The 25,104-nt window shown below is 46.8% G+C and carries 24 protein-coding genes and 1 tRNA gene; 16 read left to right on the top strand and 9 right to left on the bottom strand.

What is annotated here, in order from left to right:
* Window positions 1-16 precede the first annotated feature (16 nt).
* The 3 genes from ACWQXP_RS13385 (at window position 17) to ACWQXP_RS13375 (ending at window position 856) form a co-directional block, all read left to right on the top strand.
* A complete protein-coding gene (locus ACWQXP_RS13385; RefSeq protein ID WP_447969143.1) occupies window positions 17-292 on the top strand; it encodes an integration host factor subunit alpha in 276 nt (91 codons plus the stop codon).
* A gap of 40 nt (window positions 293-332) precedes the next feature.
* Window positions 333-677 carry a MerR family transcriptional regulator gene (locus ACWQXP_RS13380; RefSeq protein ID WP_454063376.1) on the top strand — a complete coding sequence of 115 codons (345 nt, stop codon included), beginning with the start codon at window positions 333-335 and terminating at the stop codon, window positions 675-677.
* 102 nt (window positions 678-779) lie between these two features.
* Window positions 780-856: transfer RNA gene (locus ACWQXP_RS13375), tRNA-Pro, on the top strand.
* Between the two features lie 69 nt (window positions 857-925).
* Here ACWQXP_RS13375 and ACWQXP_RS13370 read toward each other — a convergent pair.
* On the bottom strand, window positions 926-1,174 hold the full coding sequence (locus ACWQXP_RS13370; protein ID WP_454063375.1) for a hypothetical protein: 249 nt from the start codon (window positions 1,172-1,174) through the stop codon (window positions 926-928).
* Between the two features lie 655 nt (window positions 1,175-1,829).
* Here ACWQXP_RS13370 and ACWQXP_RS13365 point away from each other — a divergent pair.
* The 4 genes from ACWQXP_RS13365 to ACWQXP_RS13350 all read left to right on the top strand — a co-directional run bounded on the left by ACWQXP_RS13365 (window position 1,830) and on the right by ACWQXP_RS13350 (window position 6,573).
* A complete protein-coding gene (locus ACWQXP_RS13365) occupies window positions 1,830-2,627 on the top strand; it encodes a glycosyltransferase family 2 protein (RefSeq protein ID WP_454063374.1) in 798 nt (265 codons plus the stop codon).
* 64 nt (window positions 2,628-2,691) lie between these two features.
* Entirely contained in the window at window positions 2,692-3,024 is a 333-nt protein-coding gene (locus ACWQXP_RS13360) for a lipid-A-disaccharide synthase N-terminal domain-containing protein (protein ID WP_454063373.1), read from the top strand.
* Complete coding sequence (locus ACWQXP_RS13355) at window positions 3,017-4,723, top strand: ArnT family glycosyltransferase (protein ID WP_454063372.1); 1,707 nt, start codon at window positions 3,017-3,019, stop codon at window positions 4,721-4,723. The genes ACWQXP_RS13360 and ACWQXP_RS13355 overlap by 8 nt, the downstream gene beginning before the upstream one ends.
* 458 nt (window positions 4,724-5,181) lie before the next feature.
* Window positions 5,182-6,573, top strand: coding sequence for an NAD-dependent malic enzyme (locus ACWQXP_RS13350; RefSeq protein WP_454063371.1), 1,392 nt, complete (start codon window positions 5,182-5,184; stop codon window positions 6,571-6,573).
* A 347-nt stretch (window positions 6,574-6,920) separates the two neighbouring features.
* Here the strand turns inward: ACWQXP_RS13350 and ACWQXP_RS13345 are convergent, their stop codons facing one another.
* From ACWQXP_RS13345 to ACWQXP_RS13310, 8 genes are all read right to left on the bottom strand, one after another.
* Window positions 6,921-8,051: a phosphatase PAP2 family protein gene (locus ACWQXP_RS13345; protein WP_454063370.1), complete on the bottom strand. Its 1,131-nt coding sequence runs from the start codon at window positions 8,049-8,051 to the stop codon at window positions 6,921-6,923.
* Between the two features lie 38 nt (window positions 8,052-8,089).
* On the bottom strand, window positions 8,090-9,187 hold the full coding sequence (locus ACWQXP_RS13340; protein WP_454063369.1) for a hypothetical protein: 1,098 nt from the start codon (window positions 9,185-9,187) through the stop codon (window positions 8,090-8,092).
* 10 nt (window positions 9,188-9,197) lie between these two features.
* Complete coding sequence (locus tag ACWQXP_RS13335; RefSeq protein ID WP_454063368.1) at window positions 9,198-11,267, bottom strand: M1 family metallopeptidase; 2,070 nt, start codon at window positions 11,265-11,267, stop codon at window positions 9,198-9,200.
* A 170-nt stretch (window positions 11,268-11,437) separates the two neighbouring features.
* Window positions 11,438-12,355, bottom strand: a complete 918-nt coding sequence (gene ftsY, locus ACWQXP_RS13330; protein ID WP_454063367.1) for a signal recognition particle-docking protein FtsY — start codon at window positions 12,353-12,355, stop codon at window positions 11,438-11,440.
* Between the two features lie 97 nt (window positions 12,356-12,452).
* Complete coding sequence (gene ybeY / locus ACWQXP_RS13325; protein ID WP_454063366.1) at window positions 12,453-12,908, bottom strand: rRNA maturation RNase YbeY; 456 nt, start codon at window positions 12,906-12,908, stop codon at window positions 12,453-12,455.
* A 72-nt stretch (window positions 12,909-12,980) separates the two neighbouring features.
* Entirely contained in the window at window positions 12,981-13,958 is a 978-nt protein-coding gene (locus tag ACWQXP_RS13320; RefSeq protein WP_454063365.1) for a PhoH family protein, read from the bottom strand.
* A gap of 311 nt (window positions 13,959-14,269) precedes the next feature.
* Window positions 14,270-15,100 carry a bifunctional DNA-formamidopyrimidine glycosylase/DNA-(apurinic or apyrimidinic site) lyase gene (gene mutM, locus ACWQXP_RS13315; RefSeq protein WP_454063364.1) on the bottom strand — a complete coding sequence of 277 codons (831 nt, stop codon included), beginning with the start codon at window positions 15,098-15,100 and terminating at the stop codon, window positions 14,270-14,272.
* Between the two features lie 68 nt (window positions 15,101-15,168).
* Window positions 15,169-15,585, bottom strand: coding sequence for a protein-tyrosine phosphatase family protein (locus ACWQXP_RS13310; RefSeq protein ID WP_454063363.1), 417 nt, complete (start codon window positions 15,583-15,585; stop codon window positions 15,169-15,171).
* A 265-nt stretch (window positions 15,586-15,850) separates the two neighbouring features.
* Between ACWQXP_RS13310 and ACWQXP_RS13305 the strand changes: the two genes are divergently transcribed.
* The 9 genes from ACWQXP_RS13305 (at window position 15,851) to ACWQXP_RS13265 (ending at window position 24,844) form a co-directional block, all read left to right on the top strand.
* Window positions 15,851-16,201, top strand: coding sequence for a hypothetical protein (locus ACWQXP_RS13305; RefSeq protein WP_454063362.1), 351 nt, complete (start codon window positions 15,851-15,853; stop codon window positions 16,199-16,201).
* Window positions 16,202-16,235: 34 nt separating this feature from the next.
* The gene (locus tag ACWQXP_RS13300; protein WP_454063361.1) at window positions 16,236-16,448 is read left to right on the top strand and encodes a hypothetical protein; all 213 of its coding nucleotides are present in this window, start codon (window positions 16,236-16,238) and stop codon (window positions 16,446-16,448) included.
* A 921-nt stretch (window positions 16,449-17,369) separates the two neighbouring features.
* A complete protein-coding gene (locus ACWQXP_RS13295) occupies window positions 17,370-17,993 on the top strand; it encodes a hypothetical protein (protein ID WP_454063360.1) in 624 nt (207 codons plus the stop codon).
* A gap of 101 nt (window positions 17,994-18,094) precedes the next feature.
* Window positions 18,095-19,849 (top strand): OmpA family protein, encoded by a 1,755-nt coding sequence (locus ACWQXP_RS13290; protein ID WP_454063359.1) that lies wholly within the window; start codon window positions 18,095-18,097, stop codon window positions 19,847-19,849.
* A gap of 17 nt (window positions 19,850-19,866) precedes the next feature.
* A complete protein-coding gene (locus ACWQXP_RS13285; protein ID WP_454063358.1) occupies window positions 19,867-20,364 on the top strand; it encodes a Rab family GTPase in 498 nt (165 codons plus the stop codon).
* Window positions 20,365-20,760 carry a hypothetical protein gene (locus ACWQXP_RS13280; RefSeq protein WP_454063357.1) on the top strand — a complete coding sequence of 132 codons (396 nt, stop codon included), beginning with the start codon at window positions 20,365-20,367 and terminating at the stop codon, window positions 20,758-20,760.
* A gap of 114 nt (window positions 20,761-20,874) precedes the next feature.
* The gene (locus tag ACWQXP_RS13275) at window positions 20,875-22,662 is read left to right on the top strand and encodes a sigma-54 interaction domain-containing protein (RefSeq protein WP_454063356.1); all 1,788 of its coding nucleotides are present in this window, start codon (window positions 20,875-20,877) and stop codon (window positions 22,660-22,662) included.
* Between the two features lie 363 nt (window positions 22,663-23,025).
* On the top strand, window positions 23,026-24,084 hold the full coding sequence (locus ACWQXP_RS13270) for a DUF481 domain-containing protein (RefSeq protein ID WP_454063355.1): 1,059 nt from the start codon (window positions 23,026-23,028) through the stop codon (window positions 24,082-24,084).
* A gap of 325 nt (window positions 24,085-24,409) precedes the next feature.
* Complete coding sequence (locus ACWQXP_RS13265; RefSeq protein ID WP_454063354.1) at window positions 24,410-24,844, top strand: response regulator; 435 nt, start codon at window positions 24,410-24,412, stop codon at window positions 24,842-24,844.
* Window positions 24,845-25,104: the final 260 nt, after the last annotated feature.

Genomic DNA, 25,104 nt, shown 5'->3' with positions numbered 1-25,104 from the left:
GGGGTTGAGGGGGATTATGAGAAAGGCTGATGTTGCCAACATCATTTGTGAAAAGGTGGGGCTTTCAAAAACAGAAGCGATGGACCGGGTTGAGGATGTGTTGAACATTCTCAAGGAAAGTCTGAAGAAAGGGGAAGCCATTAAGATTGCAGGATTTGGTAACTTTATTGTGCGAAGTAAGGGGGAACGTAAGGGGAGAAATCCACGAACAGGTGAAGAAATTGCTATTACCCCAAGACGTGTCGTGACGTTTCGCCCGAGCCAGTTATTTAAGAAGCATGTAAACTCATAAGATTTCGAGGGGCGTGTATGCCTCTTCGGTGATAGTCCTGATGAGTGTGGAGACGAAGCAAGCCGGAAAGACGTGTTATAAGATTGGTGAAGTCGCCGGTATTACTAAGCTTCCGGCGTACGTCTTACGATTTTGGGAATCTGAGTTTAGCTTCCTTCGACCAAAAAAAAGTCAAGGACGTCATCGGGTCTATTCCCAAGCTGACATTGAGACTGTGATAGAAATTAAGCGTATGCTCTACGAAGAGGGTTATACCATTGCAGGATTGAAACGGTATTGGTACCGTCGGAAGCGTAGTTCGAATGTCCCAAGCGCCAGTGGGGAGCGAGTCAAAAAAGCCAAAACTGAATTAAAGAATATTCTTAAGATGCTTGATGATCGATAGGTTGGTGTAGCTTAACAAAAAAGAGCATGACTTGCTTTGATGCGTTGTAAGTACATCCATGTTCAGTTTTCATTGGTGCTGTTATAGAGAAATGATTGTCGTCGGGGCGTGGCGCAGCCCGGTAGCGCACTCGCTTGGGGTGCGAGAGGTCGGCCGTTCAAATCGGCTCGCCCCGACCAGATTCCGTACTATTGTGGACTAACATTTCATACAGAAATCATGAACAGCACAATGTAGGCAGGAGAAGGTTAGGCTTGGATGTCATCTTCAATGAGGTCTTCGCTCTCTGGCATACCATACGCCACAAACTTCGCATATGATAAGTAAATTCCACTGCTATCCCGCATGGCTCTTGTTCCCGCTTTCATTCTCGCCAGTTTCGTGCTATCAGGTCCATCAGTCTTGTGCAATTTGCTGACGTATTCATTCAGGACGTCATTGTAGCTTTCCATGGCTTTTTCGACGTTCAAATAGGCTTGCATGATTTGTTCGGTCATTGCAGATATTCCCCCATCTTTTATGTATGAACAAGACCTTCACCATACATGAGCGTCAAATTTGTGGTCAACTTGTTGCTTTATGCAAACCGTTTCTTAGTCATGGGGGTATGCCTGAGCCACTGGGTTTGACCGTCTTTCTTGAGATCCAGTAAAATGCCCACGCTTTGCGCGTTCATGAGCTGGGGTCGTGCTAGTTTGCTTGACGTGCGGAGGTCTGTACATACTACCCTCAGTTTCCCTTCCTTTGTCATCAGATAGGTTAGGTTGGTTTGTCAGGGGCATCTGTTTGATCAATGTGTGTATGAGTTATAGCCGATTCAGTTATACCGAAACGATAAATCGCCAACTTGTATAATATTGAAAGCCAATACGTGAGATAACACGTCAATCATGCTCAATACCTCCAAGCGGGTATAACCTTCTACTGTTTGATGTGGGTAATTACGCTGGGTGAGTCAGGCTGGCTCGACTGGACTTGGACACTTCTAAAGCAAACCTCAGCAGGGTTATTCAAACGCTCTCGTTTGAGGCATGTCAAAAAATCGTGGTTTTCCTGGCTATCGTGTCCAAGCATACCTGCTTCTCATGATTTGGATTCGCTATAATACGTTCTTCAATCAAAAAAGTCCGTGATGTTGCAGCCGATCTTCTTATGATCTCTGACGATTCGCATCCGTGGATTTCAGTTGTCATCCCGATGAAGGATGAACGAGAAAATATTACTCCTCTGTCTCGCCAGCTGCTCACGTTTCTTTCCAGACGAGAAGAAACCAAAACTGCGCCTTTTGAGATTATCTTTGTCGATGATGGAAGCACGGATGGCAGTGACCGTCTGTTTCAAGACCTTGTTCATGAATATTCAGAAATTCGGGTCATTTCTTTTGATCGTAATTATGGGCAAACAGCCGCATTTGATGCAGGGTTTCGGCATGCCAATGGGGTGTGGATTGTGACGTTAGATGGCGATCTTCAATATGACCCTGATGATATTGGCAAGCTATTACCTCTCGCGAATCAGTACGACGTGGTGTGTGGAAGACGTCAACGACGAAATGACAATCTGATTCGACGGTGGTCATCCCGTTTGGCCAATGGCGTGCGTAACGCGGTCATTCATGATGGGATTCAGGATACGGGATGCTCGCTCAAAGTGTTTAAGCGATCGGTTCTCGACCGGATTCCATTATTTCGGGGCATGCATCGTTTTTTCCCTGCATTAGCCCAAATGTATGGTTTCTCGGTGACAGAAATACCCGTTCAACATTTTCCTCGAGTTCATGGACTGTCAAAGTATGGAGTGGGTAATCGACTGTTCACCAGTTTATATGATCTCTTTGCCGTACGTTGGATGCAGAGTCGATGTTTGAACTATCAGATTCGCGATCAGCAACATGTGACGAATCACGTTTCATCCCGTATCTTAAAGAATTCATTGAACGAAAACACCTAATTCCTCCCTCTTCAGCCAAAATCGTTCTTTTCGTTAGGACATTTCCTCTTCCAATGGTGAAACTATGACAATGATTGATGGCCTTTGGCTTGCAGTTGAAACCTACTTTTCGAGTATGACCGGAGAGGAAATTGCCTGGAAATGTGTTGGACTCTTCGGAGTGCTCCTGTTTTTCTCACGATGGATTATTCAGTGGATCGCTTCTGAGAGAAGAGCTCAAAGCCATATGCCGTTGTTATTTTGGTATTTGAGTTTTGCCGGGGCCGTGATGACGTTGGCCTACGTTCTGTATCTTGGGGATGAAATTCTTATATTAGGGAATAGCGCAAATAGTTTTGTCTATGCACGAAATTTGATGCTGATTTATCAAGGGCGCAAACAAGTCTCAAATGGGTAATTGTTCATTGTCATCATCCGACCAGCTTTTCAATTCGTCATTCAGAAATGTTTTAGCGATTTTTGTACTTGCCAGTCTTCTGCTGTTGGTAAATCTTGGTGGGCTGGGCCTGACTGACCGAGACGAAGGCAGTAATGCTGAGGCGGCAAGAGAAATGTTGGAAACCGGTGATTGGGTATCTCCCACGCTCAATTACGAGCCACGATTTGCCAAGCCGGCCTTTGTGTATTGGATTATCAGTGCTTCCTATGCCGTGTTTGGGGTGAATGAATTTTCAGCCAGATTGCCCTCGGCAGTATTTGGTATCGGACTGATCCTGTTGCAGTATGGGTTTCTTTCCAAGGTTGGGGGGGCGCGAATTGCCACCTTGGGTGCCCTCATGCTTCTTCTGAATCTTGAAATGATTGGTGTGTGCCGAATGGTGCTCACCGATCCCGAATTAGTATTTTTTACGACGTTGGCCAGTTATAGCTTTTGGCTCGGCATGGAATCGGATCAATCCAAGCGGTGGACGTTCTTCGGTTTGTATGTGGGAATTGCTTGCGCCATGCTGGCCAAAGGTCCGGTGGGGATGATTATTCCCTTGTTAGGGATTATTCCGTACCTGAGCCTGACCGGACAATGGAAGTCCTATTGGCAGAAAGGCTATCCGCTGCTTGGCTTACTTCTTGTGGGTTTGATTGCGGCACCATGGTATATCGCGATGTTTACCATTCATGGGGAGGCCTATATTACTGCAGCTCAAGCAAATACTACTGGGCGTTTTGCCAACCCGATGGAAGGTCATGGTGGAACGATTCTTTTCTATATTCCCGTTTTGTTATTAGGGTTTTTCCCTTGGAGTGCATTTCTGCCCATGCCGCTCTATTACACCTTAAAAGGGATGGCATCGTTTCGTACGATCGCAAATGATGGGACCTCAGAGGAAAGACTTGCGATATTTTCGGCATTGTGGATTGTGGGGCTGCTGATCTTTTTCACTCTCTCAGCGACGCGATTACCTCACTATATTTTCCCTCTATTCCCAGCATCAGCTATTCTTGTTGCGCTCTATTGGGATCGATGCTTGAAAGAGCAATCCCCGCTAGGCCTAACGACGTCAAAAAGGTTACTTATCACGATTGGATATGCTTTGGGATTAGCGTTAGCCGCTGCTCCAGCCGTGTATACAACATTTATTGATAAAATTACCAAAGAATTCCCGGCTGCCGGTCAAATGGAGGTCCAGGTCATTCCTGTGTTTCTGGGTTTTCTTGTGATTCTGGGAACCATGGGGCTCCGCTACCTTCTTGCTTCAAAAGAGACGCGCCTCTATGGATTTGGCGTAGCCGGAGGTATGATGGTTGTATTGGTGTTCGTGGTTGTGGTGTTTGCACTTCCTAAGTTTCATTCCTATTTTATTGACCCTCCACAACAATTAGCCTCTTTGGCTGGTTTGAATTTGAAGCCGGAAGATCGTTTGATTCAGTTCGGACGGAAACGTCCGTCGTTAGGGTTCTACGCGCAGAGAAAAGTCTATCAAATTAATCCTGGCGAAGATCATAAGTTTGAACCACATGAAAATGTGTCCGGTCAAAAGGCCATTGTTTTACAGTCACACCTACGGCCCCAGTTGCCCGAATCAGCGTCTGATTATCTATTGATGCAAGAACGCAACGGATTTTCTCTGCTTCTGAGTCCGCCTTCGCAAAAGAAGTAGCATGTGTGGTTTTCACTTCTCGAAACGTGATGCCTGATTGCTTTGCGCAGTCTCTGGGTGACTCGATCATAGACACGAGTGAAGAGTCTACGGCATTCTTGGGCTGTTTCTCGTAATGATTCACAATGAGCAATATGGCGTACGTCGAGCAAGGCCTTGTCTCTAGTAGCACTATACGATATGCTGAATGTAATTAAGGTCTATTCAAACAAAAGTTGCCCTTAATTGTGTCTTATATCTTCTGACCTTGTTTTCATTCAGAAGTTGTTACCAATTCATACAACGTTTTTGGTGAATCCTCACGCTATTCCATGAATCCAATAATTCTTGTTCCCCTCACCGAGTAGCTTTCCTGCACGTTGTGTATCCGAACCACTTGCTTGTCTGCTTCAAAGATCAGCCACAAGAGGGATGTGTCTGAAAACATGAGCAGTCAGAATATACGGAGATCTTAGATCATGGCATCCAAGAAAATGAGGGCGGCACAAGGCGGAAAGACCGAATTCATTCGGATGGTCCGCTACAAGAGTGAAAACCAGGTTGGGGTTTTAGCGAAATTTGTGTCGGCGATCTCAGAGCAAGGCGGCAGTATTGGGGATGTGAAGACGCGCAAGCTTGGCAAGTTTTATATCTGGCGAGATGTCACCATTATTGCCATTGATCGAGAGCACTTTGCTCAAATCCTTAAGGCGATTCGAGCATTAGAGAAAACCAAAGTTGAGCAGATCGTTGATGAGGTCCTTGAGCGACATTTGGGTGGGAAAATCAAGATGGAACTCAACCATCCGATTGAGACCATTAATGATATGCGGGCGATTTATACGCCAGGCGTGGCTGATGTCTGCCGAATTATTCAGAAAGATCCAAGCGAAGCGTACAATTACACGTGGGTCCATCATACTGTCGCGCTGTTGACGAACGGGAGTCGAACCTTAGGATTGGGGAATATTGGTCCATTGGCGGCGATGCCGGTCATGGAAGGGAAGGCGGCACTATTTAGGAAATTCACCGGCTATAACATGGTCCCGATCCCGATCGACACAACCAATTCACAAGAATTTATTGATACGGCTATACGATTGTCCCCAGGGTTTGGAGCGATTCACTTAGAAGATATTTCTGCGCCGGAATGTTTTGAGATTGAAACCGCGTTGGTCAAACAGCTCAGTATACCCGTTATGCATGATGACCAATATGGAACGGCCGTGGTTTGCCTGGCTGCTGTGATCAATGCTTGCCGTATCGTCAAGGGAGATCTTGAAAAGGTACAGATTGGCCAAATTGGGCTCGGTGCTGCCGGAAGTGCCATTGCTCGGTTGATCATGGCGTATACGAATCGGACGATTTGGTGCTGCGATAAGAATCCTGCTGCGGTCGAACGCCTTGAGGTCTTTCGTCAGAACAGTGCAACGTTAGAGCAGGTCATGGAGCGCTGCGACGTGGTGATTTCAACGACAGGGGTGAAAGGATTGATTTCGCCCACGTTGGTGAAAAAACAACAAATCATCTTAGCTCTGAGTAATCCCATTCCTGAAATCACCGAGGACGAGGCCATGAAAGCTGGAGCGGCTTTCTATTCTGATGGACGATATGTCAATAACTTGCTGGCCTATCCGGGAATTTTTAAGGGTGCGCTTGAAACGAGAGCCACGAAAATCAACGACCTGATGCTGCTTTCCGCAGTTCAGGCTATCGTTGATGCGACACCAGGTGGGGAAATCGTGCCGAGTCCTCTAGACCCTACGGTTCATATTGCTGTCACCAAGGCTGTGGCCAAAGCGGCCATGACGAGCGGGGTGGCGCAAAAACACTTTGATGACGAATACTTTGATGTTGAAGAAAAATTCTAGCGAGCCCCACAACATTCACTGTCTAAAAGATTATACCGAATCCAATTAACTTCAGTTGGTGACCTTGGCTGCGTTTCTGGGTAATACCTAATGTATCGAATAAGCATCCAACGTTGAACTCGGCTCTATCCTGACCCGTTTATGAGAGGTAGCCAAGACAGCGAAATACTACGCCTCAAACATCGGAAGGTTATACCCGCATGGATGCTCTGCAGCAATTGACCTTGTATATCACGTAGTGGATATCTAAATTTAGCAAATGGATATTCCACCGATTCGGCATAACTGAAACGGCTATAACCTGGTCTTTCATGCCCTGTCATGTCTTTATCGCGTGTTCTCGTTCTTCATGACACCAGCGGGAGTATTCCCCGTAATTGATGGATCAGTCCTACTAAGGTCAAAGCTCCCAATCCCAGCAGTACCTCTTTTGCCAATAAGTTATCTGGACGTCGTAAGTCTTTGTCATGAAGACTCTCGGTGGCCGTGTGAATCTGATGGCTGCGTACCACCCACCAGGCGACACCAGATAGGGTGGCCAGTGTGGTGATCAAGAATGATCCTGAACACAAGGCGATGCCTAAGGCGATGAGCAGGGAACTTGTGGTGAGCTTTATTTGTATGAGTTTTGGGGTGTTTTGTACGGATAGACGTGTTCGTAGTCGAATCCCATATCCAACGGCCATCACGAGAATACCTGCCCCAAGAATGATGTCATATAAAATATCCAAGTCAGGTTTGTGAACAGCGATCCAGAAGAGTCCTAGTCCTGTCACAAAAAATGGCAGGCCCGTTGCGAGGGATTCTATAAGGGAGGGACGCCAATTTCGAATAGGGCGTGCCAGGATATGGCCGATGACATAGCCTAGAAACGCGCCAACGCATGCATCAGATGGAAAATGGGATCCCTTAATAATTCGGCTGAGTGCGACAAAGGCCGCGCCTCCGTAGAGCATCCATGCGTATCGTGGGAAATGTCTCGCAATAATTGCTGCGACAGCAAATGAAGCGGAGGAATGACCTGACGGGAAGGCATCTAACCCACTTTGGAAGGAGGGGCCAATTTGCCAGTGATCCTGATGCGCAAGTCGTGGTCGGGGACGGCCTATCGAATGTTTGATCATTTGCGTGATGAGTCCCGAGATCCCATGAGCGACAAGCGTCTGCACGCCGATTTGCTTCAGCCTGTTCTTTTTCCAGAGATACCCTGCAAGAAACACAAACAGAGAGATGATCACCAACGTTGACCCGTGTCCGAGTCGATTGCCGATTTGACCAAGCTGTGCCAATACCTGGACGGGTGTGGCACGAATGAACTGAATGATGGGAAAGTCTATCTGTGACAGTGCACTGATCCCTCCCACAAGAACAATGGAGGCGATGACGCACACCAATATAGAGATATGAGAAGGGACCCTGCTTAAAACGGAGGGACGCGTATCGAGATTAAAAAAAGAATGAAGAAATGATGCAATCACTCCAGTTCAGTCAGAATGGCTGAAACGGTCCATCGTGTTCAAGGGACCCAATCAGCAAGGAACACATTAAATTCACGAGGTTTTGACGCGTTTCGATCAGAGACCCAGACTACTTTCGATCCGTCCGGAGAGAACATGGGGAAACTATTGAAATGTCCGTGTGTTGTGATTTGCTCCAGCTTTTCACCTTGATCGTTGATGGAGTAAAGATGGAAGGCCGGGCGATCTTTGGCTTCGGATTTCGAAGAGACGTTTGATGAGAATATGATATGTTTTCCGTCAGGATAAAAAAATGGCGCAAAATTCGACGCCCCGTTCTGTGTAATCGCATGTTGATCTGACCCATCAGCATTCATGATGAATATTTCAAGATTTGAAGGCTCGACCATATTCTTGGCGAGGAGGTCTTGGTACGTCTTGAGGGTTTCAGGTGTGTCAGGATGGCTTGCGCGATAGACGATGCGTGTGCTGTCGGGTGAAAAGAATGCCCCACCGTCGTATCCAATCTGGTGAGTCAGTTTCTTGATGTTGGCTCCATTTATCTCCATGCTATAGATATCGAGGTCGCCCTCTCGCACGGAGGTAAACACAATCGTGCGGCCGTTGGGAGATATGGTTGCTTCGGCATCATAACCAGGAGATGCGGTTAAACGTTGGAGGTCCAGGCCGCTGACGTGAGCCGAAAAAATATCATAGTCGTCTAATGCCCATCGATAGTGTTTTGTTCGTTTGATAGCCGGAGGACAGTTCGGAAAGCGCATATGAGTAGAAGAGAACAGCACTCGACGGTCACCGGGAAAAAAATATCCACATGTGGTCCCGCCGTAACCAGTACTGACTCGTCGTTGATTTTTTCCCTCTAAGTCCATGGTGTAAATTTGGTAGCAAGGCAAGGGTGTTTTTAATTCTGGATCGTTGGTGGATTGAAAGACCAGGGTATTCCCGCCAAAAGAAAAGTAGGCTTCTGCATTCTTGCCGTTAGTCGTGAGTTGCCGAATGTTTTTGAGGTGTGGTTCGGCTGATGGCGGTGACGCGTTTTTGGCTTCCCCAGGAGAAACAGGTAAAACCATGATCAATATCGCCATGAGGTAGCCGTAGAGAGTTAAGGATGTGTTGTGAATTCGAATGGCGTTCAATGGGTTCTCCTTATGCTGCATTCAATAAAACAGTGAGATTTTTCATGGGAGGATCGAAAAGGCCTCGTGTGAGAACGTTTCCATGTTGAAAGACCAGATAGCTATCCCAACCATAAAAAAAGAGGAGTCGAGCTACGCGCGAAATTGCTGATGGAGAGAATCCATGAAACACGCTCATCACATGGTCTGGGTCACTTGGATTGGGGCATGTCACGAGCCAAGCAATGTCAGGTCCTTCAAATTTTTCTCCTTGAATGGAAATCCAGTCATCGCCAACCTGGACCTCGTCACCACAACCAGTCAGTCCCCGTCGTGCGAGGTCACTCTTGAGCGGATGCCCCAAGACCAGGAATGAGCTCTCCTGAAGTGGCAGGCGAACATTCGTCTCAGTTTCAGACATAATTGAGGAGCTCTGGGAACGTAATCGATGCAGGATTGGTTGATAGGCTTCTTGTATTTCTGGCGAATTTGTCTCGTCCATTTGTACTGATTGGTTTTGAGCGGTCACCCAGGCGTTGAGCATGGGAGGCATTTGAGCTCGAGACATCCGCCGCAAGACCGTAAAGTCTGGGTCAATGACGAGTTGGGTGGGTTGAGACGGAGCAGAAAGGCTTACCGTTTGTACGTCATCGTTCAAGGAAATGACGGTGTCGAATTGTGTTCCATCGGCAAGGTAAAGAACGGTCGGAAGTCGAAGACGATAAAAAGGCTCCTCTTGAACGATCGTGACGTTCACAAGAAATTGCCCAGGGTATTCAGTATCGGCTTGTACGTCTGTTTGTGTAATGCTCAAGGAAGGAGACCCCGTTCGCTCGACCCACTGTTGAAAAAACCAGCGAAGGTCTTTGCCAGTGATGTGACTGAAAATCTGTTCAATCGTGTTCCAGTCAGCATATTTCCCAGTCCATTCTTTGACAAGGATTCGAATACCCGTGAAGAAGTGGGCGTCTCCGACTTCTTGGCGCAGCATATGAAAGAGCATGGCGGTTTTTTGGTAGCCAATGGCATTGTCGACGCGAGTTTCTTTGTGATGGAATTGCCTGACCGGGTATTCATGTGGCGGCGTTCCATATAAATTATATTCGAAAAACATCTGCTGACGTTTCTTCAGCGCGGTGTCTGCTGAGGCATGCACCTCTTCATAGTAATAATTTGAAAGATACGTGGTCAGTCCTTCAACCCAGTTTCCCTCCGAGAAATGGTTGAAGACTGAATTGCCAAACCATGAGTGAACAATCTCATGGCCGAGAGAATAGGGCTGTGTGTACCCGCGTTTAATAATTCGGTTGCCGAGTAACGTAAAAGAGGGCAGTCCAATTCCTGCGGGGAAAAAGTTTTCGACCACGGCGAATTTAGAAAAAGGATACGGTCCCAATAACTTGGTATACATGTCAAGGTATTGTATCGTGGCCTCCAGGTACTGATCAGACAATTGGGCATCTTCTGGAAAGAGATAGGTGGCGATGGTAATGCCTTCCCATACCTTTTCCTGTTTGACGAAATGATTTGCGGCCAGAGTAAGGGCTTCGCTTGTATTCGGGATGCTCCACGTCGACGTGGTCCTGTCTTCAGTCACGGTACGAGACGTTTCCTTTCCTTGTGTGACCGTTTCCCACCCAGAAGGAACGGTCGAATTGACCTGAAAGGTCGCAAGGGTATGAGGAGTGGTTGGGTACCATTGGGTTTCCGAGGTGAGGTAGACGCCTTCGGGGCCAATATATCCCGTGGTTTTATCCGGAGTGGTGAAGCGAAGACCTGGAGCACCTCGTGGGTGATCGGCGATCATTCCATGGTAGCGAACCTTGATCGTAGGAAGAGAGCTCTTGGATTGTGAATCAAAGAGAGGAATATGTAGTCGATGTTCACTTTCTTGATCCGGAGATTGTGGTGTTTGTATAATTTTTTGAAGTTGTAAGGCGGAGTCATTGAACAGGATTTCATCGATGATCAAGTTTTTGTTTAGGGCTAGTTCGAGCATGTCAGGAAAAGCCGATGTGTGAGGGAATGTGATCGTATCTTCAACTGTCAGGCTGTGGTTGGTTGGCTGAATGGTCATGATCAGATTGTGATGCGGGATCATGGGTGAAATACCCCAGGCTGCTTCGTCAAAAGGGAAGCTGAAGCAGAGACAAAGCAGCAGGAGAGTCAGGTGTGTGCCATATCTCGAGCTTGCGTCTGGGCTGTATTGATGGTGTCTCTCAATTGATGAAGGCATTAATAAAGTCCATGTATAATCAGAATTGGGAATTGTTAGCCGTCTACCTGTAGAAGGGCATCAATAAACTCTTGGGCTTGGAAATCTTGGAGGTCATCTTCACCTTCCCCCACGCCGATGAGTCGAATTGGAATCTTGAGTTCTTCCGCAATCGCAACGACCACACCGCCTCGAGCGGTTCCGTCAAGTTTAGTGAGAGCCAGTCCTGTGACGCCAAGCGATTCATGAAATTGTTTCGCTTGAGCAATCGTGTTTTGCCCTAACGTCCCATCAAGAGTCAGGAGGATTTCGTGAGGTGCTCCGGGGAGTTCTCGTGTGATCACCCGTTTCATCTTTTCGAGTTCTTGCATGAGATTGACTTTGGTGTGGAGCCGTCCTGCCGTGTCGATTAAGACGACATCGCTTTTTCGAGCCTTGGCCGCGACAATCCCATCGAAGACGACGGCCGCAGGGTCTGCGCCCTGCTGGTGTCGAATGACGTCAACCCCAATGCGGTTTCCCCATGTCACGAGTTGTTCGGTTGCGGCTGCGCGAAAGGTGTCGGCCGCAACAAATAACGGCTGTAGACCGGATTGTTGAAAACGCTTGCCGAGTTTGGCAATGGTCGTGGTTTTTCCAACTCCATTGATGCCGATGGCGAGCAAAACATAGGGACGGGGTCCCTGTTGAATTAATGTGTCGAGTGACTCCGATTGAATGGGTTGAAAAATTTGTAGCAACGTATCTTTAAAGGGTTGGAGGGGGTCGTCGGATTCGGTGGTCACACCTTCCGTTCGGATTCTCTCCATTAGACGATCGACGACACGAACTCCCACATCAGCTCCGAGTAACGCCTCTTCAACTTCTTCCAAAACTGCGGGGTCCGGTCCTGCACCGATCAGGCGTTGTAGTGAGCCCTGGACACTCTTGCGAGTTTTTGTCAATCCATCTTGTAAGCGTTGTAACCATCCCATTGTAAGCCTAATTCGTGACGATAAACATTTCTCGTCTGTTCATTAAAAGTGTAAAAAACTTTTCTCTGACTGACCAGAGAATTTAATTACCGAGGTCTTATTTTTTTCTTAAGATTTTCGGTATTGGTTGAAGTGCTTCCAGAATCGTTTGTTCTTTTCGCCGCATGCGTTGGGCTTCACGTTGTCCGCGTTCATGGTCGTAGCCGATGAGATGCAGGATACCATGTGTGAGTAGGTGTATCATCTCTTTGTCAATAGAATGTCCATAGGTCGCCGCTTGGCGCTCAGCCATAGGTACGGAGATGACGACGTCTCCAAGCAATGACGTGCGAGGGCCGGGTCCTTCCCATAATGGAAACGCGAGTACGTCGGTTGGTCGGTCCTGATGACGATACTGTCGGTTTAACGTTTGCATGCGAGTGTTGCCTACGAGCTCAACGCTGAGCTCTGAGTCTGGGACGCCGGTTTTGTTCAGAATCCTCTGCGCAACCGTACGAAGGGCGTGTTCGTTGATCCTTGTTTGGCGTAGCCGGGAACGGAGAAGAACGGACATTAGTCCGGTCTATTTCTACGTATAGCCCGAATCAAGAAAGGGTGTACTTTCTTTGCTGGAGGCAGGTGAGTCTCATCGCGATTCCTGCGCGTGAGCGGTCTTCTGTCCATATTGATCGTAGGCTTTAATAATGGCTCGTACCAGTGCATGCCGCACCACATCTCGTTCGGTAAAGTGAATAAATTTAATGTCTTCAATATCTTGAAGGATTTCAGCGATTTGTACGAGGCCTGACGTTTGAGTTGGTGGCAGATCAACCTGTGTAATGTCACCAGTCACGATGGCTTTGGAGTGGGTCCCAAGTCTTGTTAAGAACATTTTCATTTGTTCTGCCGTCGCATTTTGCGACTCATCGAGGATCACAAATGCATCGTTGAGCGTTCGTCCTCTCATGAACGCTAACGGTGCGATTTCAATCTCTCCACGCTCAACCAGCCGGTTGGCCCGTTCAATATCCATCATACTATAGAGCGCATCGTATAAGGGGCGAAGATACGGATGGACTTTGGCGATCATATCACCCGGTAAAAAACCGAGCCGTTCGCCCGCCTCCACGGCCGGGCGTGCGAGGACAATTCGACTGACTTCTCGTTTATTAAACGCCGCTAAGGCCATGGCCATGGCGAGGTAAGTTTTTCCAGTGCCTGCTGGACCAATCGCAATGACGAGGTCGTACTGTTGGATGGCTTCAATATAAGATTGTTGTGCCGGGGACTTGGGAACAATGCCACCTTTTTTCAAGTTGGTATTGCTTGATGAAGGGTCGAGGGAAAATTTTTTGAGTGGACGCTCGAGTTCTGTTTCCGTGGACCGAAGAGCGCGAGTGATATCGTCGGGTTTTAATTCGTAGTAGTCACGAGTCCAGTCACCTAACTCATGTAAGATGCGTTCCGCTCGCAGCACGGCATCAGGTTGTCCCTTTACTGTGATCTCATCACCCCGAGCGGTCATATCGACATTGAGTTCTCCTTCGATCATGCGAAGATGTAAGTCGTGTGGACCAAACAGGTTGGCCAGATCAACTCCCTCTTTGAGTTTCAATTTTTTCACGTATGATTCGAAGCCGTTTCCCTTGTATTGAATCCAGAAAAAGAAGTCTAACAGAGGGAATACGAGGAGACAAGAATTTGATTGGTTGTCGAGTGGAGTTGTGAAGACGGGCGCGGGAAGATGAGCAACGCCTTCTTGCGTCACCGAAGAGAGGGGTTCCGGTCATTGTTGTTTTCAACAAGAGATGTGGTGGTTTGCCTTTTGGTCTTTGCCGCATTCGAAGGCTTATAAATTTCATGCATTTCATGACGGATTTGACCAACCAGCAGATCCATCGTGTTTGGTTACTTAGGAAGTATGCGTCTTTTTGATTAGGTACGTTTTTGACAGGATGGGCAGTAAAATGAACTGCGTTCGGACGTGAGACGTTTGATGATCTTTGAGCATCCGCGAGGACAAGGATGACCGGCTTTTTGATAAATAACATGCTGTTGTTGAAAGTGTCCTCGTGATCCATCGGGTGCTCGAAAGTCTCGGATAGATGATCCTCCGGAAATGATGGCTTGTTGAAGAATGTTTTGGGTGGAGCCATAAAGACGTGCGATGGCGGCTCTGGATAATCGATAGCCCTGTGCATAGGGATGAATGCGAGCATCGTACAAAATTTCATTGGCGTAAATGTTCCCAATTCCCGCGAGTTTGTGCTGATTTAATAAGAAGGCCTTCATCCGTCCACGTGAGTTGTGGATCATCTCATGAAACTTTTCTTGGGTCAGTGAAAGTGGGTCAATCCCAAATCGACGTTGAGTGAAGTGGGCTAATTGTTCGGCGTCGAGTAAATAGACCCGACCAAATCGTCTTGGGTTCCAGTAGTGCAACGTGGCTTCATTTGATTGATCTAAGGTGAAGGTGAGATGAATGTGTTTGTCATAACCGGTACTAGCAGATTGAAAGAGAAACAATCCGGTCATGCCGAGCTCTGCCAGCATATACCGTGTGAGTTGGTTCTTTCTGCACGTAAAGATCAGACTTTTCCCTTTTCGGATGAGATCGGTAATTTGTGTTCCCAGGTACCACTGGCGAGACGATAGGCCGATTCGGATAATATCTGACCGTTGTACATGAAATTCTTTAATCGTACTTTCAAGAATGTGCGAGCGGAGTTGGTTGAGTATGACTTCAACCTCTGGGAGTTCTGGCATCGAAGAAGTCGGCTTTCTGGTATGTGGGAAACGGGGAAATTTTCATAGTGTTGAATGAAAGCAACAGGTTACGTGGATATTTTTTGCCGTAGTATTTTGACTTTTTCTATCGTGTGTTCGAGTCTTGGGAGTGGAGTCGTCCCTTCTCGGCGTTGCCGAACAAAATCTACGGCTTTCTCATAGCTCATGCCTTGTACACAACAGAGATACGCAATCATGACGGATACTGATCGTCCCATACCCGCACGGCACGCGATTAAGACCTGATGGTGAGGAAGGTGGCGTTCGAGCCATACGACGGCAGATTCAATATCCATGGGCACAGCTTCGGTATATTCTCGGAGCGGAATTCTACCCAACAGAATGCCCTTTGGCGGAATGAGTTTGCTCTCAAGCGCTGTCCAAAGAAGTGCCGAAATGACCGGAGGTGGGTCGTGAGCATCATCAATATTTCCGATATAGAGTGAGCCAAGTAAAGTATCCATAAGAGAGGGTTTCGTCAGTTCAGTGCTAAAACATGAGGTTGTTACTCTGTTTGTAGCTCGGATGATGAGGCTCCGGCAAGCGTCTAGAAGCGCAAGAATGGATGATGCTTTCCTCTGATTTAAAAGCCTTTTTTTTGTTGAGTGATGAAAATGAGTTGCGGAAGGTAGGATGGATACCTATACTATCTTCCATGATGATTGCATATTGGACAAGAATTTTTAGGCATTCTCGCTATTTACATATTAGTCACAGGATAATGAATTGATGACTGTTTCGGAAGTGGAAGAGCGCCTTGGGCTGGTTAAGTGCGCCATTTGCAAGTCAAATCGGTTTGGTATTGATAGCCGAACCGTGAGCGAAGGTGATGAATGGAAGGCGATTTGCCGTGATTGTTATTATACGTTTCCCGTCCATACGGATATGGAATTCTATCTCCGGACTCAACCAGATGTTCCGTATCGACTCCGGGATATTGCCTGTCCTCATTGTGAGCAACGGGGTGTGACCCTCAATTTTCGCATTATCATGTCTGTCCGAGAATCAATTTACTTTGTGACCTGTCAACATTGTCATAAAGAGTTTCCTGAGCAATCTTCATTGGAAGCCTTTGAATAACCATTTATTATTTGCCTGGGACTAGAGGCGCACTATGGACGACGAGAAAGAAAATCCACCTTCCGATCAGGACTCCGATTCCCCGAGTTCCTCGCCTTCCTCCAAAGAAGAGCCAAAGGCTCGTAAGGAACTCAATGTCGTGTCAGTGCCAAATGATCGCGATATGATTGCTGACGAGATGGCTGAACTGTTTGAAGAAGATCAAGTCACGCATCAGCATGGTAACAGCGAACCCGAAGGTGACTAGGCCACTTGTAATTGAATTCTCTGAATTGCAAGTGGGTTGTCCTGCGAAATCCCCACACCAAACATTTCGAGAACGTGGAGCTATCGTGGCCTAGGCCACTTGTAATTGAATTCTCTGAATTGCAAGTGGGTTGTCCTGCGAAATTCCTACACCAAACATTTCGAGAACGTGGAGCTATCGTGGCCTAGGCCACTTGTCATTGAATTCTCTGAATTGCAAGTGGGTTGTCCTGCGAAATTCCTACACCAACCATTTTGAGAACGTGGAGCTATCGTGGCCTAGGCCACCTGTAATTTTGATACCTGTCCTGTTTGCTTCGATTCAGAATAAGTAAATATATCACTAGCTAGTATTACGTTGTATGACCGTGTGTTAGCCCACCTTGGTTCCCGAGCTACTTGGCGACTATCAATTAATAAACATACCTCAGTAGTAGCCTTCAATACAGGGAACTATCGTGTGCTGGAGTCACGCCTGTGAGCTGACTCCTCACCCCGCCAATTCCCGACCAATTTATATAATTGCATCGACGACTCTAATGAGTTGGACCCATCGTGTGCTAGGTACTCTCAACGTAGGGAGATTGATCTTCCCTAAGTCCAACATAAAGAACGACTTCAAAGGCCTTTGTAAATGAGGACTACTGTGTCCTAGGGCTCCCGTCGTTTAGAAAGGCTTAGTTCGATGAGCTGCCTCCTGTTTGCAGTACATATGTGTTAGTTCTTTCCTCTGTCCGAATCCATGGCTTGTTCGCTATACCCTTAAGTGATAGGATACTGAATCATTTTTGAGAGGGGCGCTATAAGTAAAATTCCATGACCGATTTGTGTCGATGGGGTTACCCATTTCTTGGTTGAGTGATCTGAGGCATGAGGCCTTGACCTATAAATAGTTGTCCATCCTTAGCCAGGGAGCATGACGATGAGCCTAAGTCGTAAAAATCAACCAAGTCAATTAAAAGTATCCGTCCAGACCCGTAAGCCTGAGGGAAATGAACTGGATGGACAAATGTTGGACGATGAGCATGCCGGTACCGCGAGTTTGGACAAGGTTCGGGACATTTTGTTTGGTGCTCAAAGCCGGGAGTATGAAAAACGGTTTACTCGCTTAGAGGAACGATTACTGAAGGAAGCGGCTGAATTGCGCAATGACCTCAAGAGTCGTTTTGACTCGCTTGAGCAGTACGTCAGAAATGAAGTTGAGTCCTTGACGAGTCGAATGAAAAATGAACAGAAGGAAAAGACCGAGTCTTTGAGCGAGCTAAGTCGTGAACTGGGACATCTCGGGAAACTGCTTCAGGAGCGGGTGACGAAACTTGATGACCAGACTATTCAAGGACAGCGTGAATTACGGCAACAAGCCTTAGAGCAGCATAAAAATCTATCGCAGGAAATTCAACAAAAGAGCACTGACCTTTCTGTGATGTTTGAAAACGCCATTGAAGAGCTTCGTGGAGAAAAGCTGGATCGAGCATCTCTTGCTGAAATGTTTATGGAATCAGCTCTGCGGCTGAATAATGATTTTAAGTTACCCACCAACGAGTAATCCCCTTGATTGGTTAATCAATCATTCGTGCTGTACGATGTCTCTCTTCTTAGGGTAAGGCGGTACGTTACGAATTCTGAACGCTTCCGGGGATTCTAATTATGGCTTCTCCTTCTGATAGCATTTCCACTGATCCTAAGACTAAGGCTTCGATTTCTGAAATAGAAGCGCTCAATCAGTTACGAAATATTCTTCTCGCTCCTGAACAAACCCAACTTGAGCAATTACAAAATCGCCTAGATGATCCGGCTCTTCAAGCGAAAGATGTGAGTCGTGTGTTGCCTGATGCGATTCTTCTGAGATCGAAACAAGATACTCAGCTCGCCTCATCGCTTTCTCCGATTTTAACGGAAGTGTTAATTCTTTCCATCAAAAAGTCTCCACGCATCATTGTTGATGCAATTTCTCCAATTATGGCCCCTGCGATTCGCAAGGCTATTTTCAGTGCATTACAGGGGATGGTGCAATCGCTCAATCAAACACTTGAACATAGTGTCTCTTGGAAAGGTTTGCAGTGGAGGATGGAATCGTTGCGGACCGGAAAACCGTTTGCAGAAATTGTGCTTCTTCACACCCTCAAGTTTCGAGTTGAACAAGTCTTTTTAATCCACCGAGAGACGGGCCTACTCCTTCAGCATGTCGCTGCTGATATTGGGGCTATCCAAGATGAAGAGGTGGTCTCTGGTATGCTGACGGCCATTCAGGATTTTGTACATGATTCATTCGGAGGGAAGCATTCTGATTCGTTGGAATCTCTGCGGGTTGGGGAACTGACGGTCTGGATTGAACAAGGCTCAAACGCTCTATTAGCTGGAGTGGTTCGTGGGACTCCGCCGCATGAATTGCGTGAAGTTTTTCAACAGGTTCTTGAGTCTGTGCATGTGATATTTTCTGATGCTTTTGAGTCATTCAATGGAAATCAAAGTTTGTTTGAAAAGACTCGTCCGCAACTTGAGGAATGCCTTCAGGCTCAATTTGAAGGTGGCTCGTCGAAGCCCTCTCCATTTCTTTGGGGTTTGTCGGTCGTTATCTGTGCGGGACTCTTGCTTTGGGGGGGATGGACCTACATTGATCATCAACGTTGGACGACATTCCGTCAACTTGTCACCCAAGAGGCAGGTATCAGTGTGACCTCTATTGATGACCAGGAAGGCAAAACCATTGTGAACGGACTTCGCGACCCGCTTTCCGCTGATCCAACCGTGCTGGCTGAACAAGCAGGATTAGATACTGAGTCAATCCAATTTGAGCTTGAGCCTTACTTTGCACTTTCCCCACACTTTCTTGAGATGAGAGTCCGTTCACGGCTACAACCGCCAGAATCGGTTGATCTCAAGGTCGAGAATACGCGTCTTATTATCTCAGGCCAGGCTTCGCATCAATGGATTAGTCGAATAGACCGTCTTCAGCCTATCACTCCAGGCTTGACTGAAATTGTCACTAAACATCTCATTGATACAAATGTGGCACAATTTGAAGCACTTCGAGAGGAGATTGAACAACAGAACTTCAATTTTGCCAAAGGCAGTGCCCGGCTGTCTCAAGTGAGCCAGGATGATCTCTTGGCTATTTCAAAAAAAGTACAGGAGCTCGATATTCTTGCAGAGGGTTTAGGGCAAAAGGTACGAGTCGAGATTCAAGGGCAATCAAGTCGAGAAGGTTCTCAATCGAGAAACAAACAGTTACGGCTTGCGCGATCGCAGGCCGTGTGGAAGGCCTTATCGCTCGAACCACTGACACGCACAGATGTGATCCCTGTTGAACTAGTGAACGACGTATCTGGCAAGGTCATTAACGACCCTGCATTAGCACGCCGTGTCTCAATGAAGGTGTTCATCAAGAATTCGCGAGAGTAGGGAAAGGGTTGGGAGGAATGATTCAAAAGAAAGTGTGCCTATTGGGCGCGTTTGCGGTGGGAAAAACCAGTCTTGTTAAGCAATATGTCTCAGGGATTTTTTCTGAGAAATATCTAACAACGGTGGGGGTGAAAATCGACAAAAAAGTCCTGGAAATCCAAGGGGAGCCGATGACGCTGATTCTCTGGGATTTGCACGGGGAAGATGAGTTTCAAAAAATTCGGGCATCGTATTTGCGTGGTTCATCGGGATATATGTTGGTCATCGATGGCACTCGTCAACTCACCTTTGGTGTTGTTGAAGGCCTTCAGCAGATGGCGCAAGAGATTCTTGGGGATGTGCCATTTGTCGTCATTATCAATAAGACGGACTTGTCCGATCAATGGGAAATTAGCCAGGAAGCTATTGCAGAGTTAAAGGCTCGCGAATGGACCGTGATTGAAGGGAGCGCCAAAACTGGACAAGGCGTGGAGGAGGCATTTTTCACCCTTGCCAAAGATATGGTCGATGACTAAATGGAGTCCTATCCTTATCCCGTACGAGAATATCTCTTCCAGCATATTGTCACATGCCGATTTCCGGGTTATTTCTATGTAAGTCAGGATTGCCATGTTCTGGAGGCTGGCGGGGCATTAGGACACTATGGTCTGCAGTCTTGCAAAAAAGGTCAAACGATCACGGAGTCTGTCTGTTTTTTACATGGACTTCTCCCTTTAAATGGTGAATTAGTGGTCATCCCATTTGTTCAATTTGATGTCAAGCATTTTCTAGATCTTCATCTCCTTCCAGGAAAATCAGGAGACTGGGTTTTGTTACTTGATGCGACAGAAATGGCGATTCAGCAACAAAGACGACAGTCGGCCTATTATTTGACGCAGACGCGAACGACCAAATCTTCTTCATATTCGTAGGTTGTGTGGTGGTGGTCTCTATCGTGCTGAAGACTCCTGCTACTAACTGTCTGTTTGTCCATAAAGACCTATGCGTATGAATAATTCATCTCACACGCACATGATCCTTCAATCATGATGAATGAGCTTTTCCTTTTCAGCGGAGTGATCGAAGCGCTGTCAATTCTTGTGCTGAAGCGTGAAAAAATCTCTCAAACATTTCAATGTCTCCACCCGCTTCCTGAGTGGTATCGAGTGTTTTTGGGGAAAACCTCTGAAAAATTTCCGACGATTCAACCAGACTTGCAATCACCGTTCTTACAGCATTTTTTGCCAGAGGTTCACGAGTTTTTGGATAGTCAAACGAGCGGACAGCTCACCTCTGGTATTTGGTCAGAACAGGGGGCTGATGGCGCAGACTATCAATTTGAAGCAACGGTCGTGGCAAGTCCAGAAATGGAGATTTTGTTGATTCAAAGAATTGGAGGTGGTGCACTTGCATTACAGACGGTGCTCCAATCCGCAAGAGAAGGCGGGTTGCAGCATCAGCAGGCCATGGCCGAACACAAACAAGTTGAACGGGCATTGGGCGGGAAGCTCGAACGGAGCGAACAACTTCGTGACGACCTCATGGTCATTCTTGATCGTTTGCAATTAGGTACGATCATGACTGATGCCCAGGGCCGTATCACCTTTGTTAGCCTTGTTGCGCAAGAGCTCTTGAAACTGACAGAAGGGGAAGTGGTTGGTCAGTTGTGGAATGCCATCCCGGCTTTCTCGGAAAGCGATAGGACTATTCTTCATGACATGGTGCAACAACCGATTGATGAACGATGTAAAGTGCCTGTCGTCATCGAACAAACGAGGGGGCAGCGTGTTTCATTAGAAATTGATATTCAGGAAGATCCTCGAGATTCCCAGAGAACCATTTTTTTTCTCTATGACGTGACAGAAGTGGAGGGACTTCGTGAGATCTTAACTGAGAAAAATCGCTTCTTTGATCTTGTGGGAAAAAGTCCCGCCATTACTGATGTGTATACACGAATCCAGGACATTGCCCCGACTGATGCGACAGTATTGATTGAAGGTGAGACAGGAACGGGGAAGGAATTAGTCGCTCGGGCGATTCATCAGGCCAGTTCTCGAAAAGACCAGCCATTTATTGCAGTGAATTGTGCCGGGTTGACAGACTCGCTTCTTGGCAGTCAACTGTTTGGCCATAAACGCGGAGCCTTTACTGGTGCAATGCACGATCACCAAGGGTTTTTTGAAGCCGCGGATTCTGGAACCCTATTTCTTGATGAAATTGGAGACATGCCGCTCAGTATTCAGACGACTCTGCTCCGGGTGCTTCAAGAAAAGGAAATCATGCGGTTGGGTGAATCCCATCCGCGAAAGGTTGATGTCCGGGTCGTCACCGCGACGCATCAAAATCTTCCGGAGCTCGTCAAGACGGGAGCGTTTCGGTCAGACCTCTTGTATCGAGTCAGGGTCGCGCGATTACATCTTCCACCTTTGCGTGATCGAAGAGAAGATATTCCACTCTTAAGTGAGGTGTTTTTTGGTCAATCGCGTGCAGTCACTAAAAAGTGGGAAATCCAAGAAATTAGTTCAGACACCATGAGGCAACTCATCAAGTATCGATGGCCTGGAAATGTTCGCGAACTCAAAAGTGCATTAGACTATGCCTTTATTCACTGTCATAGTGCGATGATTCTTCCATCCGACCTTCCACCAGAATGTTTGGAGGCTGGCGATATTCCATCAATGAGTCTCAATCCAGAATGTGATGAACGGGAACAAATCGTTGCAGCTCTCAAGCGTGCAAAAGGCAAGCGTGCGGAAGCGGCACGATTGTTAGGAATGAGTCGATCAACACTCTATCGTCGCTTGGACAGTCTTGGTCTTCCAGCAAAAGGGTAGGACGGATACCACAGGTCGTGAATGATTCAAGATGTCCATATTTTTAACCCGTGTGTTGTTTGAACGTGGTCTTGTGCCCTTCGCGATCAATGCGCATCGTGTGCCTATATATAGGGACGCGACGTCCGAGACATGAATTGAGGTGAACGACATGTTGTGATTGTGAAAAGAACGTTAGAGTTTTGTAGGATCGTTAGCCGTCAATCGTGATTACCCCCTCGCATAATCATGCGGGTTTCCATCTATGTCCCCTCATGATTCGGTCCTTCTAATTCCCCTCCATGTGCTCATTGAGAAAAGGTCGTGTTCAAGTATGCTCGAAATGTTTGAGTAAAGATGTTTGTGCTAATACAAGGAGGTTCTATGCACAAAAGTAAGTGGGTGCTGTGTGTTGTTCTCATCTCTATGGTGATGACCGTTGTCGCGTATGCTGGAACAATGGCCCAGATCGACCTGAAAGATGGAAGTCGGGTGTTTGGCGAAATTCTTGACATGACTGAAGGTAAACTGACCGTCAAGACGGCGTTTAGCGAGGAAGATCCGATCATCATTCATTGGAGTGAGGTGGTGGGTATTACATCTGAGGAGCCCATTACGTTGGAGTTGAATGACGGGATGACGCTCACGGGAATTCCAACGACGGATGAGGCCGGGAATTTTCACGTTCAAACCAAGTTATTGAATCGTCCACTCCCTGTGACGATGGACTCCGTTATTTCCGTGAATCCACCAGAAAAAAAGGCTGTGGAGTATACCGGTAATATCAGTTTTGGGGGCGCGATTAACTCTGGTAACACAAAACAGAAAAATGCGAGTTTCTTGGGAGAGTTAATCGCACGAAGTGATCGGTTGCGTCTGACGATTTTAGGTCGATGGGTGTATGGAGAAGATCGCTCAGGTATTAATGCTCGAAACTCATTTGGAACAATCAAACTTGACTTCTTTATCACAAAGCGTTTTTACGCCTATTCGAGTGCGATCTTTGAGCAAGATACGTTTCAGGATTTGCAGCTTCGAACATCAATCAACGCTGGACCCGGATATCAGATTATCGACAAGGGCGATTTTGCAAGCTCATACTTTCAAGAAATGCAACTCAACGCTGAAATCGGACTTGGATTTTTTAATGAGGACTTTAAGATTGCCCCCGACCAAAATTATGTGACGGGACGTTGGGCCATTGATTTTTTATGGCCGGTGTTACCGACGGTCACGCTGTTTCATCAACATCAGGCATTCCCATCTTTGGAGAGCAGTAGCGATTATTACATCACGAGTCAGCAGGGCATTCGACTCAATATTTGGGAAAACTTCGTATCAAGCTTACAAGTCAATTGGCGGTATGATAATTCACCCTCACCCGGATTTAAGAAGTCCGATACGCTGTACCTCTTGACCTTGGGTTATGCCTTCGTGTCCTGAGCGTAATGAATCCTCCCGTGCCATGTCATCGTCAATTGGCCTACCGTTAGATTCGTTTGGGAGCAGCGTTGTCAAGCCATGTTGACCTGACTCCCAGACGAATCAAGCGCTTTCCCTCATGCAGTAATCTCCTAGTTGCAGCAAAGCAGTTGAGTGCATTGACACACATTCTGAAACAGAATTCTGTCTCAGAATGTGTGCCATGAGCATGAAGCCTTATTTATTAAATGAGTGTAAGCTATTGAAAGTAAAGAATTAAATTATTGGCACTATAATTGATTATCTATCGTTTTGTCACGAAGTTCACTAAGACCTGGAGGGTTCGATGTTAACGATGGAACGAGAAGAAGTTTGGAATGGTCTTCGTAATGTTCTCGTAGGAGGCAAGGATGGATGCATGGATGAAATTCTCATTGTTGACGATGATCCAATTGTCCGGCATTTTGTTCATCGAATGCTTCGTATACAGGGATACACGTGCACGGAAGTCGAACATGGACAAGAAGCCATCAACTATCTTCGGACACATCGTCCTTCCCTTATCATCACTGATCAGCAGATGCCAGTGATGACAGGAATTCAGTTACTCGAAACATTATTAGGTCAACTGAAAGGTCCACCAATTCCCACCATTCTTTTGGCCAAAGATAATGAATGTGGTGTGTCTGATCGAGCCAAGGAGTTAGGCGTTCATACGGTGCTGAGCAAACCACTCGATTATCGAAAGATCATCTTGGCTGTTTCGGCGGCGTTGTCTTGAGGTATTCAGGACGGTCGTGATGTTGAGCATTCGAATAGGGTGACGGTATTGTCAGCGAGTGTACGCTATAGCCGTTTCAAATAACTTACGCTGTTTGAGGCATATAGCCGCTTCAGTTATACCGAAACGATAACACGTTAATCATTATCAAGACAGCCAAGCGGGTATAACCTCCCAATGTTTGATGTGGGTAATGACGCTGAATTAGTCAAGCAGGCTCGGCTGGAACGTATTTAAATTCGCTATAGTCGTTGTGATCT

This window comes from Candidatus Nitrospira salsa (assembly GCF_965152625.1).
The sequence above is the reverse complement of the archived record's forward strand: the minus strand, read 5'-3'. Positions and strand labels throughout refer to the sequence as shown.

What these genes read in the sequence shown, in the direction of transcription:
- ACWQXP_RS13335 (WP_454063368.1), bottom strand. Translation starts at nt 11,267, where the DNA reads ATGATCCCGCATCACAATCTGATCATGACCATTCAGCCAACCAACCAC.
- ACWQXP_RS13290 (WP_454063359.1), top strand. Translation starts at nt 18,095, where the DNA reads ATGGCTTCTCCTTCTGATAGCATTTCCACTGATCCTAAGACTAAGGCT.
- ACWQXP_RS13385 (WP_447969143.1), top strand. Translation starts at nt 17, where the DNA reads ATGAGAAAGGCTGATGTTGCCAACATCATTTGTGAAAAGGTGGGGCTT.
- ACWQXP_RS13370 (WP_454063375.1), bottom strand. Translation starts at nt 1,174, where the DNA reads ATGACCGAACAAATCATGCAAGCCTATTTGAACGTCGAAAAAGCCATG.
- ACWQXP_RS13380 (WP_454063376.1), top strand. Translation starts at nt 333, where the DNA reads ATGAGTGTGGAGACGAAGCAAGCCGGAAAGACGTGTTATAAGATTGGT.
- mutM (WP_454063364.1), bottom strand. Translation starts at nt 15,100, where the DNA reads ATGCCAGAACTCCCAGAGGTTGAAGTCATACTCAACCAACTCCGCTCG.
- ACWQXP_RS13310 (WP_454063363.1), bottom strand. Translation starts at nt 15,585, where the DNA reads ATGGATACTTTACTTGGCTCACTCTATATCGGAAATATTGATGATGCT.
- ACWQXP_RS13365 (WP_454063374.1), top strand. Translation starts at nt 1,830, where the DNA reads ATGATCTCTGACGATTCGCATCCGTGGATTTCAGTTGTCATCCCGATG.
- ACWQXP_RS13300 (WP_454063361.1), top strand. Translation starts at nt 16,236, where the DNA reads ATGGACGACGAGAAAGAAAATCCACCTTCCGATCAGGACTCCGATTCC.
- ACWQXP_RS13350 (WP_454063371.1), top strand. Translation starts at nt 5,182, where the DNA reads ATGGCATCCAAGAAAATGAGGGCGGCACAAGGCGGAAAGACCGAATTC.
- ybeY (WP_454063366.1), bottom strand. Translation starts at nt 12,908, where the DNA reads ATGTCCGTTCTTCTCCGTTCCCGGCTACGCCAAACAAGGATCAACGAA.
- ACWQXP_RS13280 (WP_454063357.1), top strand. Translation starts at nt 20,365, where the DNA reads ATGGAGTCCTATCCTTATCCCGTACGAGAATATCTCTTCCAGCATATT.
- ACWQXP_RS13295 (WP_454063360.1), top strand. Translation starts at nt 17,370, where the DNA reads ATGAGCCTAAGTCGTAAAAATCAACCAAGTCAATTAAAAGTATCCGTC.
- ACWQXP_RS13305 (WP_454063362.1), top strand. Translation starts at nt 15,851, where the DNA reads ATGACTGTTTCGGAAGTGGAAGAGCGCCTTGGGCTGGTTAAGTGCGCC.
- ACWQXP_RS13265 (WP_454063354.1), top strand. Translation starts at nt 24,410, where the DNA reads ATGTTAACGATGGAACGAGAAGAAGTTTGGAATGGTCTTCGTAATGTT.
- ACWQXP_RS13360 (WP_454063373.1), top strand. Translation starts at nt 2,692, where the DNA reads ATGACAATGATTGATGGCCTTTGGCTTGCAGTTGAAACCTACTTTTCG.
- ftsY (WP_454063367.1), bottom strand. Translation starts at nt 12,355, where the DNA reads ATGGGATGGTTACAACGCTTACAAGATGGATTGACAAAAACTCGCAAG.
- ACWQXP_RS13270 (WP_454063355.1), top strand. Translation starts at nt 23,026, where the DNA reads ATGCACAAAAGTAAGTGGGTGCTGTGTGTTGTTCTCATCTCTATGGTG.
- ACWQXP_RS13355 (WP_454063372.1), top strand. Translation starts at nt 3,017, where the DNA reads ATGGGTAATTGTTCATTGTCATCATCCGACCAGCTTTTCAATTCGTCA.
- ACWQXP_RS13285 (WP_454063358.1), top strand. Translation starts at nt 19,867, where the DNA reads ATGATTCAAAAGAAAGTGTGCCTATTGGGCGCGTTTGCGGTGGGAAAA.
- ACWQXP_RS13275 (WP_454063356.1), top strand. Translation starts at nt 20,875, where the DNA reads ATGATGAATGAGCTTTTCCTTTTCAGCGGAGTGATCGAAGCGCTGTCA.